This is a genomic window from Pseudoneobacillus rhizolycopersici, from assembly GCF_054786815.1.
This window is the reverse complement of record NZ_JBTOOE010000011.1, coordinates 66,614-83,201: the sequence shown is the minus strand read 5'-3', so window position 1 is coordinate 83,201 and position 16,588 is coordinate 66,614. Positions and strand designations below refer to the sequence as shown.

At 42.1% G+C, this 16,588-nt stretch carries 14 protein-coding genes; 12 read left to right on the top strand and 2 right to left on the bottom strand.

Annotated features, from left to right (window positions below):
* The first annotated feature begins 2 nt into the window (after positions 1 to 2).
* Complete coding sequence (gene narI / locus ACX9YW_RS13000) at positions 3 to 698, top strand: respiratory nitrate reductase subunit gamma (RefSeq protein ID WP_460347114.1); 696 nt, start codon at positions 3 to 5, stop codon at positions 696 to 698.
* A 208-nt stretch (positions 699 to 906) separates the two neighbouring features.
* On the opposite strand, the gene ACX9YW_RS12995 is transcribed toward narI, so the two are convergent.
* Positions 907 to 2,490, bottom strand: coding sequence for an ATP-binding protein (locus ACX9YW_RS12995; RefSeq protein ID WP_460346982.1), 1,584 nt, complete (start codon positions 2,488 to 2,490; stop codon positions 907 to 909).
* Between the two features lie 261 nt (positions 2,491 to 2,751).
* Here ACX9YW_RS12995 and ACX9YW_RS12990 point away from each other — a divergent pair, with 261 nt between their 5' ends.
* The 9 genes from ACX9YW_RS12990 (at position 2,752) to ACX9YW_RS12950 (ending at position 13,725) form a co-directional block, all read left to right on the top strand.
* On the top strand, positions 2,752 to 3,147 hold the full coding sequence (locus ACX9YW_RS12990) for an ArsR/SmtB family transcription factor (protein ID WP_460346980.1): 396 nt from the start codon (positions 2,752 to 2,754) through the stop codon (positions 3,145 to 3,147).
* Positions 3,144 to 5,300 (top strand): heavy metal translocating P-type ATPase, encoded by a 2,157-nt coding sequence (locus tag ACX9YW_RS12985; protein ID WP_460346978.1) that lies wholly within the window; start codon positions 3,144 to 3,146, stop codon positions 5,298 to 5,300. The genes ACX9YW_RS12990 and ACX9YW_RS12985 overlap by 4 nt, the downstream gene beginning before the upstream one ends.
* Positions 5,301 to 5,392: 92 nt before the next feature.
* Entirely contained in the window at positions 5,393 to 6,328 is a 936-nt protein-coding gene (locus tag ACX9YW_RS12980) for a cation diffusion facilitator family transporter (RefSeq protein ID WP_460346976.1), read from the top strand.
* A 23-nt stretch (positions 6,329 to 6,351) separates the two neighbouring features.
* Positions 6,352 to 6,582 (top strand): CsbA family protein, encoded by a 231-nt coding sequence (locus ACX9YW_RS12975; RefSeq protein ID WP_460347112.1) that lies wholly within the window; start codon positions 6,352 to 6,354, stop codon positions 6,580 to 6,582.
* A 180-nt stretch (positions 6,583 to 6,762) separates the two neighbouring features.
* On the top strand, positions 6,763 to 8,742 hold the full coding sequence (gene uvrB / locus ACX9YW_RS12970; protein WP_460347110.1) for an excinuclease ABC subunit UvrB: 1,980 nt from the start codon (positions 6,763 to 6,765) through the stop codon (positions 8,740 to 8,742).
* A gap of 82 nt (positions 8,743 to 8,824) precedes the next feature.
* Complete coding sequence (gene uvrA, locus ACX9YW_RS12965) at positions 8,825 to 11,704, top strand: excinuclease ABC subunit UvrA (protein ID WP_460347108.1); 2,880 nt, start codon at positions 8,825 to 8,827, stop codon at positions 11,702 to 11,704.
* 103 nt (positions 11,705 to 11,807) lie between these two features.
* Positions 11,808 to 12,134, top strand: a complete 327-nt coding sequence (locus tag ACX9YW_RS12960) for a magnetosome magnetite crystal formation protein family (protein WP_460346974.1) — start codon at positions 11,808 to 11,810, stop codon at positions 12,132 to 12,134.
* Between the two features lie 37 nt (positions 12,135 to 12,171).
* Entirely contained in the window at positions 12,172 to 13,278 is a 1,107-nt protein-coding gene (locus tag ACX9YW_RS12955) for a DUF4097 family beta strand repeat-containing protein (RefSeq protein WP_460346972.1), read from the top strand.
* An 81-nt stretch (positions 13,279 to 13,359) separates the two neighbouring features.
* Positions 13,360 to 13,725 carry a phage holin family protein gene (locus ACX9YW_RS12950; RefSeq protein ID WP_460346970.1) on the top strand — a complete coding sequence of 122 codons (366 nt, stop codon included), beginning with the start codon at positions 13,360 to 13,362 and terminating at the stop codon, positions 13,723 to 13,725.
* Positions 13,726 to 13,756: 31 nt separating this feature from the next.
* On the opposite strand, the gene ACX9YW_RS12945 is transcribed toward ACX9YW_RS12950, so the two are convergent.
* On the bottom strand, positions 13,757 to 14,485 hold the full coding sequence (locus tag ACX9YW_RS12945) for an N-acetylmuramoyl-L-alanine amidase (protein WP_460346968.1): 729 nt from the start codon (positions 14,483 to 14,485) through the stop codon (positions 13,757 to 13,759).
* Positions 14,486 to 14,665: 180 nt separating this feature from the next.
* Here ACX9YW_RS12945 and hprK point away from each other — a divergent pair, with 180 nt between their 5' ends.
* Together hprK and lgt are read left to right on the top strand one after the other, a co-directional pair.
* Positions 14,666 to 15,601 (top strand): HPr(Ser) kinase/phosphatase, encoded by a 936-nt coding sequence (gene hprK / locus ACX9YW_RS12940; protein WP_460346966.1) that lies wholly within the window; start codon positions 14,666 to 14,668, stop codon positions 15,599 to 15,601.
* 143 nt (positions 15,602 to 15,744) lie between these two features.
* Positions 15,745 to 16,566: a prolipoprotein diacylglyceryl transferase gene (gene lgt / locus ACX9YW_RS12935; RefSeq protein ID WP_460346964.1), complete on the top strand. Its 822-nt coding sequence runs from the start codon at positions 15,745 to 15,747 to the stop codon at positions 16,564 to 16,566.
* The last annotated feature ends 22 nt before the right edge of the window (positions 16,567 to 16,588 follow it).

The following is a 16,588-nucleotide window of genomic DNA, read 5'->3' as shown; positions in this document are numbered from 1 at the left end:
TGATTGAGCAGATTTTTTGGTGGACTATTTTTCCCTATTTATGCGGCATGATTTTAATCGTTGCGACTTTTTACCGTTTTGTGTTTCGCGGTAAAAGCTGGACGGCCCCCTCGACGGAAATTTTTGAAAAAAGATGGCTGAGGATGGGATCGGTAATCTTTCACTACGGGATTATCTTTGCCTTTATCGGTCATGTAATGGGAGTTTTAATTCCGCTGGAGGTGTATGAGGCATTAGGGGTCAGCGATGAAACCTATCATATTTTTGCGATTGTAGGAGGCGGGCTAGCCGGACTGATGGTGGTGTTTGGCCTAGTGGTCATGCTCATTCGTAAGTTTGCTTTCCCGAAAGTGGCTGCCCATACAACTGGCAGTGACTATTTTACGATTCTTTGGTTGCTTTTAACGGCAGGGTTAGGTACATATATGACGTTAATTTACAATACAACTGTAGGTGAATACGAGTACCGTCTCTCAATTGGCCCTTGGTTTCGTAGTTTATTTACCTTCCAGCCACGTTCAGATTTGATGATAGGGGTTCCAGCCCTCTTTAAAGTACATGTCATTGTTTCATTTATCTTATTTGCAGCGATTCCATTTACTAAACTTGTCCATATGTTCAGCTTTCCAGTGCGCTATCCAACACGGGCACCACAGCAATACCGGGCTAGAAATGGCTATCAGCGGAATAATGAGTAAAGGTATTAGAACGAAAAAGTGTAGTTAATAACAATGTGTTGTGGGTAAGTGTAAGTTACTAACAAGGACAAATAGGTTATCAACATAATTTCGGGGTGTTTTCCACAGGATCATCCACTTTATCCACATGTAACGCAATTTTGTCCACATCTTTATCCCCGGTATATTGAAAAAGCGAAACCTTTGTTGAAGGCTTCGCTTTTTTCAATTAAATAATGTTAGCAGTTTTTCGTTCTATATGTATTTTTGTGGATAAAGGAGTATTTAATATAATTTCAAAGGTGGTCCCACGCCCGACTTCACTTTCAACGCGAAGTATTCCTTGATGATTATCGATAATTTTGTAACATACCATTAGACCAAGTCCTGTACCAGCCTCCTTGGTTGTATAGAAGGGTTCGCCAAGTCGATTAAGGATTTCTTTGGGAATTCCGTTACCTTCATCGGTGATGCGAATATAAATTTGATCAGAGCTAAACATCCCCGTTTCCACAGTAATGGTACCGCCAGTGGGCATTGCTTCGATCCCGTTTTTGATCATATTAATAATGACCTGTTTTAATTGATTTTCCTCACAGGAGATGACTGGAAGGCCATCTGCCAATTTGTCAATGAGATGGATATTCTTCATGACTGCTTGCGTACCGATTAATGTTAATACATGTCGAATGATTTGGTTAATATCCCGATTGGTAAATTGAATCATATGCGGTTTAGCTAATATTAAAAACTCGCCCACTATTAAATTTATTCGGTCCAATTCCGAGAGCATAATCTCACAATAATCTTTGTTTTCATCTGATTTATATTGTAAGAGCTGAATGAATCCTCTCAACGAAGTCAGTGGGTTACGAATTTCATGAGCAATTCCTGCAGCAAGCTGGCCAACTAATGATAGCTTATCCGATTTTTGAATTAATTCAGCCGTTTGACTTTTTTGCACCGTAATGTCGCGGACCATCGATAGGATACTTGGGATGCCATGATAGTTAATTGCATTTCCGGTTGTCTCAACATCGATAACTTCTCCGGTTAGCGTCCGAATCTTTATTTCGTTTGGGGTACGCATCTCTTTTAATAAATAGATTTCATTTATTCTTGAAAAAATAGTCTTATGATACTCAACAGGAACAAAGTCCAATATCCGTCTGCCAATGATTTTGTCTTTTTTTCTGGCGCGAATTAATTTTAACCCCTCTTGATTAATAAAGACAATTTTCCCCCCCTGATGAATAATGAGCGGGTCAGGCAATAGACTAAGCAAAAGTTGATTGTTTTTTTCGCTTAGTTGCAATTCAGTTTTTTTCTTATATAGGTAACGGATTAAATAAGCCAAGAAGGAGTAAAAGATGATAGTAATGACAAAGTCGATGATACTGCCCCTTATATAATAAGGGGATACCTGATCATGATAGTTTAATAGTAAACCGACATTGATACAACCAATTAAAAGGGTAGTAAAGGGATTGGGAAATAAAAACGCGCAAATAATGAGAAAATGATTCGACAAGGCCAGTAAAACATAATAATCCAAGTTCGCGAAATGACCAATATAGGTGAAGAATAGGATGGAAGTGATGATGAAAGGATAAAAGAGAATCAAATTTTTTCGAAAAAAAGTTGCAAGAAGCATCATGCAAGTAAATAGTAGTGCTAGAATTTCATGGCTTGTGGAGTCAACTTCCCCCCAAATACGAATTCCTAAAGCAGCACAAAATGAAGCCAAAAGGTACGAGCCCTTTGTCTCTAGTAAATAGTTTTGAAATCTTATGATTTTTGATTTACACTCCATCTTCATCACCACCTTTACTGTTTTAGATACGCGTCATAATAGAGCAAATATTGACAATTTTCATTATACTTTATCCTCCCCTATTTTTCCATTACTGTTAAAAAATATTGACACTCAAACATTCATTTGAATATTATATAATCAAATGGATGTTTGAATGAAAAGGTCATCCTAAATAAAATGAACATTCAAATCGTTATTTGAATAGGATATGTTCAAACGGGTGTTTGAGCATGTAAATGATTATGAGAGGTGATTCCTTTGAAGGACCTTACTATTTGTGAAACAACCTGTGTCCATGAGGATAAGGTAATTCGGGTACAACAACAGCTTAAATCACAATGCATTCTTGACGTTGCCAAACTGTTTAAAGCATTATCTGATGAAACACGGATGAAAATTGCTTATGCGCTTTCGCTTGAGGATGAACTTTGTGTTTGCGACGTCGCCAATATTGTTGGTGCAACCACAGCAACGACGTCGCATCATTTACGTCATTTGCATCAGTTAGGTCTCGCAAAGTTTCGCAAAGAAGGAAAGCTCGTGTACTATTCTTTGGATGATGAACATGTGAGACAGTTAATTAATATCGCGTTTGCCCATCATGACCATGTGCACCACCCAACTTTAATTGTAAAAGGAGACGAGGGAAGATGACTGATAAAGCCGGAGCAGTTGGGCTGGAATTGGATGCTGAGAAACAGGTATTCCGTGTCGAAGGTTTTTCTTGAGCAGGTTGTGCGGCGACGTTTGAAAAGAACGTTAAACACCTGGATGGTGTGATGGATGCTAGCGTCAATTTTGCAGCTTCAAAAATTACTGTGTATGGAAAAACTACGATTGCTGCATTGGAACGAGCGGGTTCTTTTGAGAATATTACAGTGGTTCAAGATTCTGGACCGGAAGTTGTGGCTAAGGCATCATTTTTACAAAAAAATGCTGGCCTAGTGGCGGCATTCTTGTTTTTGGTGTTAGGTTATGTTTCGTCTTCTGTTTATGGGGAGAACGGTGTGGCAACCGTTTTGACCTTTGCTGCTGCGATTGTAATAGGTGGGGCTAGACTGTTTCGGGCTGGTTTACGAAATTTGGTTCGGTTGGAATTTGATATGCGAACATTAATGACAATCGCTATCATAGGAGCGGCGATTATTGGCGAGTGGAGTGAAGGAGCCGTTGTTGTCATTTTGTTTGCCATTAGTGAAGCCCTCGAGAAGTATTCGATGGATAAGGCACGCAATTCGATTCGGATGCTAATGGATATCGCGCCAAAAGAGGCGCTGGTTCTTAGAAACGGTCAGGAACGGTTGGTGCCGGTTAAGGAAATTGCGATCGGCGATATAATGCTTGTCAAACCTGGGCAGAAAATCGCCATGGATGGTGTAGTACTGAGAGGAATTTCAGCAATCAATCAAGCTGCCATTACAGGAGAGTCAGTTCCTGCTGTGAAGGCGGTTGGTGATGAGGTGTTTGCCGGCACGTTAAATGGAGAAGGATTTTTGGAAGTAGAAGTTACGAAACGGGTGGAAGATACAACGATTGCGAAGATTATTCATCTAGTAGAGGAAGCTCAAGGGGAACGGGCTCCTTCTCAGGCATTTGTCGACCGGTTTGCTAAATATTATACACCTGTGATTATTGTGGTCGCCTTTTTAGTTGGAATTGTGCCGCCGCTTTTGTTTGCCGGTGACTGGAGTGAGTGGATTTATCAGGGCTTAGCCGTATTAGTAGTTGGCTGCCCATGTGCCCTCGTTATCTCAACCCCGGTTGCAATAGTTACAGCAATTGGAACAGCCGCACGGAATGGGGTATTGATTAAGGGCGGCATTTACCTTGAGGAAATGGGAGCGTTAAAGGCAATTGCCTTTGATAAAACGGGGACGCTAACGAAGGGGGTTCCCGAGGTTACGGATGTAGAGTTTTTGGCTGGTTCAAAAGGTGAAAAGAACGTTTTGACTGGTATTGCGGCACTTGAGGCGCGGTCACAGCATCCATTGGCCAGGGCAATTCTAAATTGGTTGGAGAAGGAACAGCTTGTGGTAGGTTTTCAGGGGATGCATGTAGAAGAGTTTCATTCTGTAACTGGAAAAGGTTTACGGGGAAGTGTTGGCGGCAAGACTCATTTTATTGGAAATGAAGCATTTGCAGCGGAAATGATGGGTCAGTCAATGAGTGGCGAAGTAAGCGAAAAAGTAGCTTTCCTCCAACAGCAAGGAAAAACAGTTATGTTATTTGGGACCCTTGAAGGGCTTGAAGGGTTATTGGCTGTACGTGACGAAGTAAGGGACAGTAGTAAAAGTGTAATCGAAAAGGTTGGAAAACTTGGGGTTGTTAGAACGATTATGTTAACGGGAGACCATGAGAAAACGGCTAGGGCAATTGCTTCGGAAGTAGGCATTGCTGATGTAAAGGCAAATTTATTGCCGGAGGAGAAATTAACCTCGATTAAGGATTTCCGCACACAGTTCGGGAAAGTGGCAATGGTTGGTGACGGTGTTAATGATGCGCCGGCACTGGCTTCGGCAACAGTTGGAATTGCAATGGGTGGAGCGGGTACTGACACTGCCTTAGAAACTGCAGATGTTGCTTTGATGGCTGACGACCTTGAGAAACTGCCCTTTACCATTCAGCTTAGTCGCAAAGCGATGATGATCATCAAACAAAACATCAGCTTCGCCCTTGGACTCAAAATACTGGCATTGCTACTAGTCATTCCAGGCTGGCTCACCCTTTGGATCGCCATCTTCGCCGACATGGGCGCCACCCTCCTCGTCACCCTAAACGGCCTAAGACTACTACGAAAACTTAAATAACACACCGCTTTAACGCGCTAAAGCGGTGGGGGACTGTCCCCACACACTTCACCGCGTTAAAGTGTTGGTATGTATTTATAGGAGGAGATTTTATGGGGCATCATCATCACCATGGGCACGCACATGGTCATGGCCACTCCCACGGGCATCATCACCATTCGAGCAATAAAACGGCGTTATTATGGTCGTTTATCATTATAAGTGCATTCATGGTGGTCGAGGTAATCGGGGGATTCCTTACCAATAGTTTGGCGTTGCTTTCGGACGCCGGCCATATGCTAAGCGATGCTGTCGCTTTAGGTTTAAGCTTTTTTGCGATAAAATTAGGAGAGAAGAAGGTTACCAAAGACAAAACATATGGGTTTAAAAGATTTGAAATCATCGCTGCGGCGCTAAATGGAATCACACTTGTCCTTATCGCTTTTTATATTTTCTATGAGGCTTTCCATCGATTCCAGGATCCGCCAGCCGTTCAAAGTACGGGGATGTTGATTATTTCAACACTCGGATTAATCGTAAATATTATAGCTGCAATGATTTTAATGAAAGGTGACAAAGAGAACCTCAACGTTCGAAGCGCCTTGCTTCATGTCATAGGAGACATGCTTGGTTCATTTGGTGCCATTATCGCCGCGCTGCTTATTATGTTCTTTGGCTGGGGATGGGCCGACCCGCTTGCGAGTGTGATTGTCGCCGCGCTAGTATTAATCAGTGGTTATCGCGTAATAAAGGATTCCGTTCATATATTAATGGAAGGAGCCCCGATTCAAATCGATAGCAATTCCGTCAAAAATGCTCTCTTAAAACTTCCAGGAGTCAATGACCTACATGATTTGCATATTTGGACCATTACCTCCGGGTACCCGGTGTTAAGCTGCCATCTGGCTATCAGCGAAAACGGTATCCATGATGATGTTTTAAAAAGAGCCCAAAAACTATTACATGAAGAATTTGGAATTGAACATTGTACCATTCAGGTTGAACGGGCTGAAGTTGGCTGCCCGAATCCGCATGGATCGTGTAATTAAAGGAGGGTTGTTGCTTGATAGAAATTCTTCGCCATGGTTCAGCGCTATTTATCCCAGGGATTCTTGTCCTTCTATTTACCCGGGTTACCTATAACCGTTTTATCGGACTGGTGCTAACTGTTGCGCTAATCGCAGCGTCCGTCTATAAAGGCTACACCAATACGTGGCCGTTGATGATTATTGATGCTTTTTCGCTGACAGTCGGCTTTTGGCTAGCTGCTAAAATGAAACCTAAGCAAAAGCGAAATGCGTAAATTTGTAGGAAAATCTGTTAAGAGTAGTCAATCACTCCTAACAGATTTTTTTATTTTTAATAACTTAACCTTTTTTTAAAAAAACGAATACCCGTTCGCATAAAATTGGTTTGTTTTGGATAGTTTGTGGTAGAATGAAAGTAGCTAATAAAAAACTTTGTACGGGAGGCTAATTCGTTGTTGAAGGATCAATTTGAACTTGTCTCGAATTATACGCCACAAGGGGACCAACCGGAGGCCATCCAAAAACTTGTCCAAGGAATAAACGAAGGAAAACGCCATCAAACTTTGCTCGGAGCAACAGGTACAGGGAAAACCTTCACCGTTTCCAACGTCATAAAAGAAATCAACAAACCAACCTTGATTATCGCCCACAATAAAACACTCGCAGGCCAGCTATACAGCGAGTTTAAAGAGTTTTTTCCGAATAATGCCGTTGAATATTTTGTCAGTTATTATGATTACTTTCAACCGGAAGCCTATGTCCCATCGACCGACACCTTTATCGAAAAAGACTCCAGTGTTAACGATGAAATCGATAAACTGCGCCACTCAGCGACATCTTCTCTCCTTGAGAGAAAAGATGTCATCGTCATTGCCAGCGTTTCCTGCATTTACGGTTTAGGTTCGCCGGAAGAATACCGAGAGATGGTACTTTCATTAAGAGTTGGTATGGAAATCGAACGCAACCAGCTCTTACATAGACTGGTTGACATCCAATACGAACGAAACGACATTGATTTTAAACGCGGTACCTTTCGAGTTCGTGGCGATGTCGTTGAAATTTTCCCAGTCTCACGCGATGAGCACTGTATTCGGGTAGAATTTTTCGGAGACGAAATTGAACGGATTCGTGAGGTGGATGCTCTTACAGGTGAAATAATCGGAGAGCGTGACCATGTAGCAATTTTCCCGGCATCCCACTTCGTCACTCGTGAAGAAAAAATGCGCCTTGCAATTGCCAATATTGAAAAAGAACTTGCAGAACGCTTAGCCGACCTGCGCGAAAACGGCAAGCTACTAGAAGCGCAGCGTCTCGAACAGCGGACTAATTATGATTTGGAAATGATGCGTGAAATGGGCTTTTGCTCTGGGATTGAAAACTACTCACGTCACTTAACGTTAAGAGAGGCTGGGTCAACACCATATACGCTACTTGATTATTTTCCACGGGATTTCTTAATTGTGATTGATGAATCCCATGTTACTCTACCGCAAATTCGCGGGATGTATAACGGTGATCAGGCGCGAAAAAATGTCCTCGTCGAACATGGCTTCCGTCTGCCTTCAGCGTTAGACAACCGTCCGTTAATGTTTAATGAGTTTGAGAAACACGTGAATCAAATCATTTATGTCTCAGCTACACCTGGGCCATATGAAAATGAACACACACCGGAAATGGTGCAGCAAATCATTCGCCCGACCGGCTTATTGGATCCGAAAATCGAAGTTCGACCAATCCAAGGGCAAATCGATGACCTCATTGGTGAAATTCAAGAGCGAATTGCCAAAAATGAACGTGTCCTCGTCACAACATTAACGAAAAAAATGTCCGAGGACCTTACTGACTATTTAAAAGAAATCGGCATAAAGGTTCAATATCTTCACTCTGAAGTCAAAACATTGGAACGAATTGAAATTATTCGTGACTTACGGATTGGAAAATACGACGTTCTTGTGGGAATTAACCTTTTAAGAGAAGGACTCGACATTCCTGAAGTTTCGTTAGTGACGATACTTGATGCCGACAAGGAGGGCTTCTTAAGATCGGAGCGCTCGCTTATTCAAACAATTGGCCGCGCTGCCCGTAATGCCAACGGTCATGTCATCATGTATGCTGATAAAATAACTAACTCGATGGAAATTGCGATTAATGAAACGAAACGTCGTCGGGCTATCCAAGAGGAATACAATGAAAAACACGGAATTACACCAAAGACGATTCAAAAGGGCATTCGCGATGTTATAAGGGCAACACATGCTGCGGAAGAACAGGAAGAATACACACCTGCGAAAACTCTAACGAAGATGACCAAAAAGGAACGCGAAAAGGTCATTGCTGACATGGAAAAAGAAATGAAAGAAGCTGCTAAAGCGCTTAATTTCGAGCGCGCCGCTGAGCTCCGTGACCTCATACTAGAATTAAGGGCAGAAAGCTAAATCATTACTAATCTAACAGGCGGGCAGAAAAGCACCCGCCCTACTATATACATTCGAAATCGGAAGGATGAACGTAACAACTATGGCAATGGATAAAATAATTATCAAAGGAGCCAGGGCACATAATCTAAAAAATATTGATATCACGATTCCAAGAGATAAGCTTGTTGTGCTCACAGGGCTTTCCGGTTCAGGAAAGTCCTCGCTAGCCTTTGATACAATCTACGCCGAGGGACAACGGCGCTATGTCGAATCATTATCGGCCTATGCTCGCCAGTTCCTTGGGCAAATGGATAAACCGGATGTCGATACGATTGAAGGGTTATCCCCTGCGATCTCCATCGATCAAAAAACAACAAGCCGTAACCCGAGGTCAACGGTTGGAACAGTGACGGAAATCTATGATTATTTACGTCTATTATATGCAAGAGTCGGTAGACCTACTTGCCCCATCCACGGTATTGAGATTTCCTCACAAACTGTCGAGCAAATGGTAGACCGAATTTTAGAATACCCAGAGAAAACAAGATTACAAATCTTAGCACCAGTTGTCCAAGGGCGAAAAGGTACACATGTAAAGGTTTTAGAAGATATTAAAAAGCAGGGCTACGTCCGTGTACGAGTCAACGGGGAAATGCTCGACTTAAGTGACGATATAGAACTAGAAAAGAATAAAAAGCATTCAATTGAGGTCGTGGTGGACCGGGTCGTTATCAAGGAAGGAATCGCCTCCCGTTTGGCAGATTCACTCGAGAGCGGCTTGAAACTTGGGGAAGGCAAAATCATTGTCGATGTAATGGGCGAAGAGGAGTTGCTCTTCAGTGAAAACCACTCCTGTCCACATTGTGATTTTTCGATAGGAGATTTGGAGCCTCGGATGTTTTCTTTTAACAGTCCATTTGGGGCCTGCCCAAGCTGTGATGGATTAGGTTCAAGGCTCGAAGTGGATCCGGATCTCGTTATTCCAGATTGGGAGCTTTCCTTAAAAAATCATGCCATCGCCCCTTGGGAGCCAACGAGCTCGCAATATTATCCGCAGCTCTTAGAGGCGGTATGCAACCACTATGGCATTGACATGGATATTCCAGTTAAAGATATACCAAAGAATTTAATGGATAAAGTGTTACACGGTTCAGGTGGCGATAAAATCTTTTTCCGCTATGAAAATGATTTTGGTCAGCTCCGTGAAGGTTATATTGAATTTGAAGGTGTGCTAACCAACATAGAACGCCGATACAAAGACACTAGCTCCGATTTTATTCGTGAGCAAATGGAAAAATATATGGCCCAACATCACTGTCCGAAGTGTAAGGGCTATCGATTAAAACCTGAAACCTTAGCAGTGCTTGTTTCCGGACAGCACATTGGAAAGGTATCTAATCTATCAATTGAAGAGGCGCAGCAGTTTTTCAATCATTTGGACCTAACCGAAAAAGAAAAACAAATTGCTAATCTTATTTTACGTGAAATTCATGAGCGTTTAGGTTTCCTAGTGAATGTTGGATTAGATTATTTAACATTGAGCCGGGCAGCTGGAACTTTATCAGGAGGAGAAGCACAGCGAATTCGCTTGGCGACGCAAATTGGATCCCGTCTAACAGGTGTCCTTTACATCTTGGATGAGCCATCCATCGGGTTACATCAGCGAGACAATGATCGCCTCATCGACACATTGAAAAACATGCGTGATATCGGAAACACCCTCATTGTTGTTGAACACGATGAAGATACAATGATTGCCGCTGATTATTTAATTGATATTGGTCCGGGTGCCGGTGTCCATGGTGGGCAAATTATTTCTGCGGGTAGCCCGGAAGAAGTGATGAGTGATCCGAACTCGCTCACCGGCCAATATTTATCTGGGAAAAAGTACATTCCTTTGCCGCTGGAGCGACGCAAACCAGATGGACGTTACATTGAGATTAAAGGAGCAGTCGAAAATAATCTCAAAAAGATAAATGTTAAAATCCCGTTAGGCGTATTTATTTCGGTAACAGGTGTATCCGGATCTGGGAAAAGTACGCTAGTGAATGAGATCCTTTATAAAAACTTAGCGCAAAAGCTCAATCGAGCCAAGGCGAAACCAGGCGAGCATAAGTCAATGACCGGTCTTGATTATCTTGAAAAAGTCATTGATATTGACCAATCGCCAATTGGGCGGACTCCGCGCTCGAACCCTGCTACCTACACAGGTGTTTTTGATGACATTCGTGATGTTTTTTCTAATACGAATGAAGCTAAGGTGCGTGGTTACAAAAAAGGCCGCTTTAGTTTTAACGTAAAAGGCGGCCGCTGCGAAGCATGTAAAGGCGACGGGATTATTAAAATTGAAATGCATTTCTTACCGGATGTCTACGTCCCATGTGAAGTATGTCATGGTAAACGTTATAATCGGGAAACGCTGGATGTGCACTATAAAGGAAAAAACATTTCTGATGTTCTCAATATGACCGTGGAGGATGCATTGGTTTATTTTGAAAATCTCCCGAAAATTGCGCGCAAGCTGCAAACGATTTATGATGTCGGACTCGGTTATATTAAGCTCGGTCAGCCGGCGACAACTTTATCTGGTGGAGAGGCACAACGTGTCAAGCTCGCATCGGAATTACACCGTCGTTCCACTGGTCGTTCCATTTATATTTTGGATGAACCGACAACCGGTTTGCATGTTGATGATATTTCCCGTTTGCTTGTCGTTTTACAACGCCTAGTTGACAACGGAGATACCGTGTTAGTCATTGAGCATAACCTCGATGTGATAAAGGCATCCGATTATATTATTGATTTGGGGCCAGAAGGTGGCGACAAAGGTGGGACAATCATCGCGACAGGAACGCCTGAAGAGGTTGCCGAAGTTCCGCAATCCTACACCGGTAAATACTTAAAACCAATTCTCGAACGCGACCGAGCTCGGATGGAAAAGGACCTTCAAGCTATGGAGAACCATGTAGCGAAGGTATAAATAAAAAAATACAACTAGCTTCGATTTTTCGAGGCTAGTTTTTTTATTTTTGCGAAACTTTCTAAAATGTAAATCGTACATTTAGTTATGAGGGAGATGATCAATGATGGACTTAAACACGAATAAAGTGTTGTCTGCGTTAAGTTATTTTAGTGTCCTATTTGCTGGGTTTATTTTTCCAATTATCGTGTATTTTGTGAGTGATGATGAGCGTGTGAAGTCCCATGCGAAAAAGGCTTTTTTGTCGCATTTAATCCCACTTATTGTTATTCCAATAGTCATCATCGCTGTTTTATTAGATTTGTCAACAGGAACAGATAGTGTTTTCCCTATTTTTATGTTTTTGGGAGTAGGTATAGGTAGTTTGTTAAGCTTAATTGTGGTCGTTTGGAACATTATTAAAGGCGTAAAAGTATTACAAAATGAATAGGTTTTAGAGTAGACATAGGACATTAGGAGGAGGAAAAATGATGAAGCAACAACGTGCTCGAATATTAAAAATGGTCGAGGAAGGAAAGCTTACGGTTGAAGAGGCTTTAACATTGTTGGAAGGTTTGGAGAAGGCGCCTAGCACTCCACCAGTTGACGATTTAAGCGCGCATATAAAGGTAGAGAATACTGAGAAGAAGGATGAGTCGTATTATAAATTCCAATCGACGAAAGAGAAGATTTTTGAGTTTGTAGACTCCGCTTTTAAAAAGATGAAGGAAATTGATATTGATTTTAACTTCGGTAAATCAATTGAGATCGCTCATATTTTTCAACAACCAGCTGTTGAATTTAATGATATCGATGTCCATGTTGCCAATGGCTCGGTAAAATTGATTCCATGGGACCAACAAGAGGTTCGAGTCGAATGTGGAGCGAAAATCTATCGGGTTGAAACATTAGAGGAGGCACGAACGACGTTCTTACAAGGTGTTGTGTTCTCTGTTGAAAACAATCGGTTGTCATTCCAGACGCAACATAAATGGATGAAAGTTGACGCGAAAATGTATATTCCACAGACCGATTACGATAAGGTCCGAGTCCGCTTGTATAATGGTCCAATTACGGCAGAAAATATGAATATACAAGATTTAAAAATGGATACTGCTAATGGCAAAATTACGATAGAGAATCTAAAAGGCCATAAGGGCGAACTGGAAACGGCAAATGGACGTATTCAAGTGAAGAAAAGCTTGATTGAAAATTTTGAGGCTGAAACGATTAACGGTGCGATTAAGTTTGAAGGTGATTTTCAAAAAGGCAATTTGCACACCTTTAATGGAAATATTCTATGTGCTTTAACTGGACCGGCTACTGAACGTGTGACTTTAAAGGCAACAACGGGTAATATTGACCTTTATGTACCAGAAGAGGTAGCCGTGTCAGGTGATTTAAAAACAAATCTTGGTAATTTTAATGTGAAGCTGGAGGGTATTGAAATTATCGCTGAGAAAAGTGAAATGGTACAAAAATTTCTTTATTTTAAATCCATTAAAGAGCAGGAGAATGTCTTAAAAATTCAATCGGAAACAAAAACGGGAACGATTAAAATCAAACCGCTTGACCGCGATCAGAAGCTATTTTAACATAGGCTAAACGAGGCGCCTAGACGGCTATTTTCCGTTAACTGGCGCTTCCATTTTTCGGAAAAGGAGGCCAACCTATCGATGCGGTGGCTGATTAGTATTGTTATCAATGCGGTTCTATTTATGGCATTGGCGGGTTTTTTCGAAGATGACTTTCATTTAAGCGGATTTGGGGCTGCTTTGGCGGCAAGCTTTATTTTATCCGTTCTAAACGTGTTAGTGCGACCATTGCTGATTATATTAACTTTGCCGTTTACGATTTTTACTCTTGGTCTGTTCTTGTTTGTGATTAATGCGGTTACGTTGATGATAACAGATCGAATGATGGGTGATGTTTTTGAAATATCAAGTTTTGGGATGACCTTGCTTATTTCGATCATCATGTCGGTTGCTAATACAATCATTCAAAAAACAGTTTTTGATGATAAAAACAAACAAAAAAGGTGAGCCGAATGTAGATTTTTCGGCTCACTTTTCTTTATTCTTGGAAGGTGATAAAAGCCGTGTAACCGTCTGACTCCAACTGCTTTACCAGTGCTTCGGCATTTTCCCGCTGGGAGAAGGCCCCGACTTGAACCTTGTAAAGACCTTTTGAGGCAGTTGGGTTGCTTGGTTTTGTTGGTGAAGGAGTCGTGGTGGAGGTGGAAGATGTTTTTTCTTTAACTAAATTGTATTGCTCGACAATTGCCTTAGTAATGGCTTCGGCACAAGTACGGCGATACGCCTCTGAACGAAGTAGCTTTACTTCTTCGGGGTTTGTGTAAAAACCGCATTCGATTAATACCGAATCCATTTTGCTTTCCCGTAGAACATGAAAATTAGCGGTTTTTACGCCGCGGTTCCGAAGACCAGTGGCGGTAATTAATTGTCGTTGAATTTTTTGTGCCAGTGCATATGATCTTGTTGGTTTCGTGACATATACATATGTTTCAATACCATTGGCACTGTTCCAAGTCGTTCCATATGCGTTGGCGTGAATCGATAGGAATAAATCGACTCCTAGTTTATTCGCTGTGTCCGTCCGTTCCTTTAGGGGCACGTCCCGTTCATCTGAATGGGAAAAGTAGACGTTCACATCTTTATACGTTTCTAGTAACCCCCTTGCATAAGTGGCCACTGACCGGGTAAATTCATACTCCCGAAAACCGTCGGGGCTTCTTTTACCCGGGGTATTATAGCCATGGCCTGCATCTAACATTATTTTCATACTCTCGCTCCTCTCCTTTTAAAAATATTGCCTCATTCCTAAGATATGAACGAAACGTTAAAACGGACATGGATAAATGATTGGTAAATGCTGGGCAGACCTTCCGCACTTCCGCTTTTAGTGTAAATAGTGCTAAAATAGGGAAAGTACATAATCCAAATGAACAGAGGTGGCGCATCTTTGGTTAAAGTCCGGACAAAGGATATTATTGAAAAATTCGATTTAGAACTGATTAGTGGTGAGGAAGGGATTAATCGTCCAATCACTACAAGCGATATATCGCGGCCAGGGATGGAAATTGCCGGGTATTTTGAATATTACCCTGCTGAACGAATCCAGTTGCTAGGAAAAACGGAGCTATCTTTTTTACAACAATTAAATCATTTTGACCGTCTGTCCAGACTTGAACGTTTATGTACAGACATTTCTCCAGGAATCATTATTACTCGTGATCTGGAAATTCCTCAAGAGCTCATTGATGCTTGTGAACGAGAAGCAGTTCCATTAATGCGCTCTAAACAAAAAACAACACGATTTTCCAGCCTTTTGACCAATTATTTGGAGGGGAGACTGGCGCCAACGACCGCTGTGCATGGGGTATTAGTTGATATATACGGCGTTGGGGTGCTAATTACCGGAAAAAGTGGCGTTGGTAAAAGCGAGACCGCGCTGGAGTTGGTCAAACGTGGACACCGCCTTGTTGCCGACGATTGTGTAGAGATTCGCCAAGAGGCTGAGGGGATGCTAGTGGGGAATTCGCCTGAACTAATTGAGCATTTACTCGAAATTCGGGGATTAGGGATTATCAACGTGATGACATTGTTCGGTGCTGGTGCGGTGCGCAGTAATAAACGAATTACACTAGTAATTAACTTGGAAATCTGGGACAAAAACAAACAATATGACCGTCTTGGACTTGATGAGGAGAAAATGAAAATCATTGATACCGATATCACCAAACTAACAGTCCCAGTTCGTCCCGGACGGAACCTTGCCGTCATCATTGAAGTAGCCGCCATGAACTACCGACTAAAGAAAATGGGTGTGGACGCCGCCAAACAATTCAACGCCCGACTTCACGATCGCATCGAAGAAGGCGACCAAGAAGAAGAATAACCAACAAAAACAAAAGCAAACACACTTTAACGCTTTAAAGCACATGGGGACAGTCCCCACATGCTTTAAAGCGTTAAAGCGGTGTTGTGGTGGGGGACTGTCCCTACTTGCTTTAAAGTGCTAAAGGAGGAGTGTGTGGAAGTATGGAGGAGAATATTCAGCCATTGAATCCGTTGGCGATTGATTTGGGGCCGTTACAGGTACATTGGTACGGTGTGATTATTATTACTGGATTAGTGCTTGCCATGTGGCTTGCCATGCGTGAGGCTGATCGTCGCCATTTGCAGAAGGAGACTTTCCCAGACTTACTGCTATGGGCGATACCAATTGCGATCATTTCAGCCCGGATTTATTATGTTATTTTTGAGTGGGATTATTATTCCAAGAATCTAGCCCAAATCCCAAAGATATGGGAGGGCGGCATTGCCATCCATGGGGCGTTAATCGGTTCGGTTCTAACGGGCTATTTTTTCGCAAAATCACGGGGAATTTCGTTTTGGAAACTAGCGGATATTGCCGCACCAAGCATTATTTTGGGACAGGCGATTGGCCGCTGGGGGAATTTCATGAACCAAGAGGCACACGGGGGAGAAGTTACCCGTTCGTTCCTAGAGAATCTCCATTTGCCCAAGTTTATTATTAATCAAATGTATATAAACGGTGCTTACTACCATCCTACGTTCTTATATGAGTCATTATGGAATTTTCTCGGGGTCATTCTGTTAATCTTGCTACGAAAAGTAAATCTGCGCCGTGGTGAACTATTTTTAACCTATGTAATTTGGTATTCTATCGGGCGTTTCTTCGTCGAAGGGTTACGGACCGACAGTCTGATGCTGACCGAACATCTTCGGATCGCGCAAACGATTTCGATTTTCTTAATTGTTCTTTCAGTCATCCTCATTATCTATCGCCGAAAATCAGGTTTAGCAGATAAACGATACTTAGATGCGGCAAATTTATAAGTGTATAAAAGGGAGAAATGAC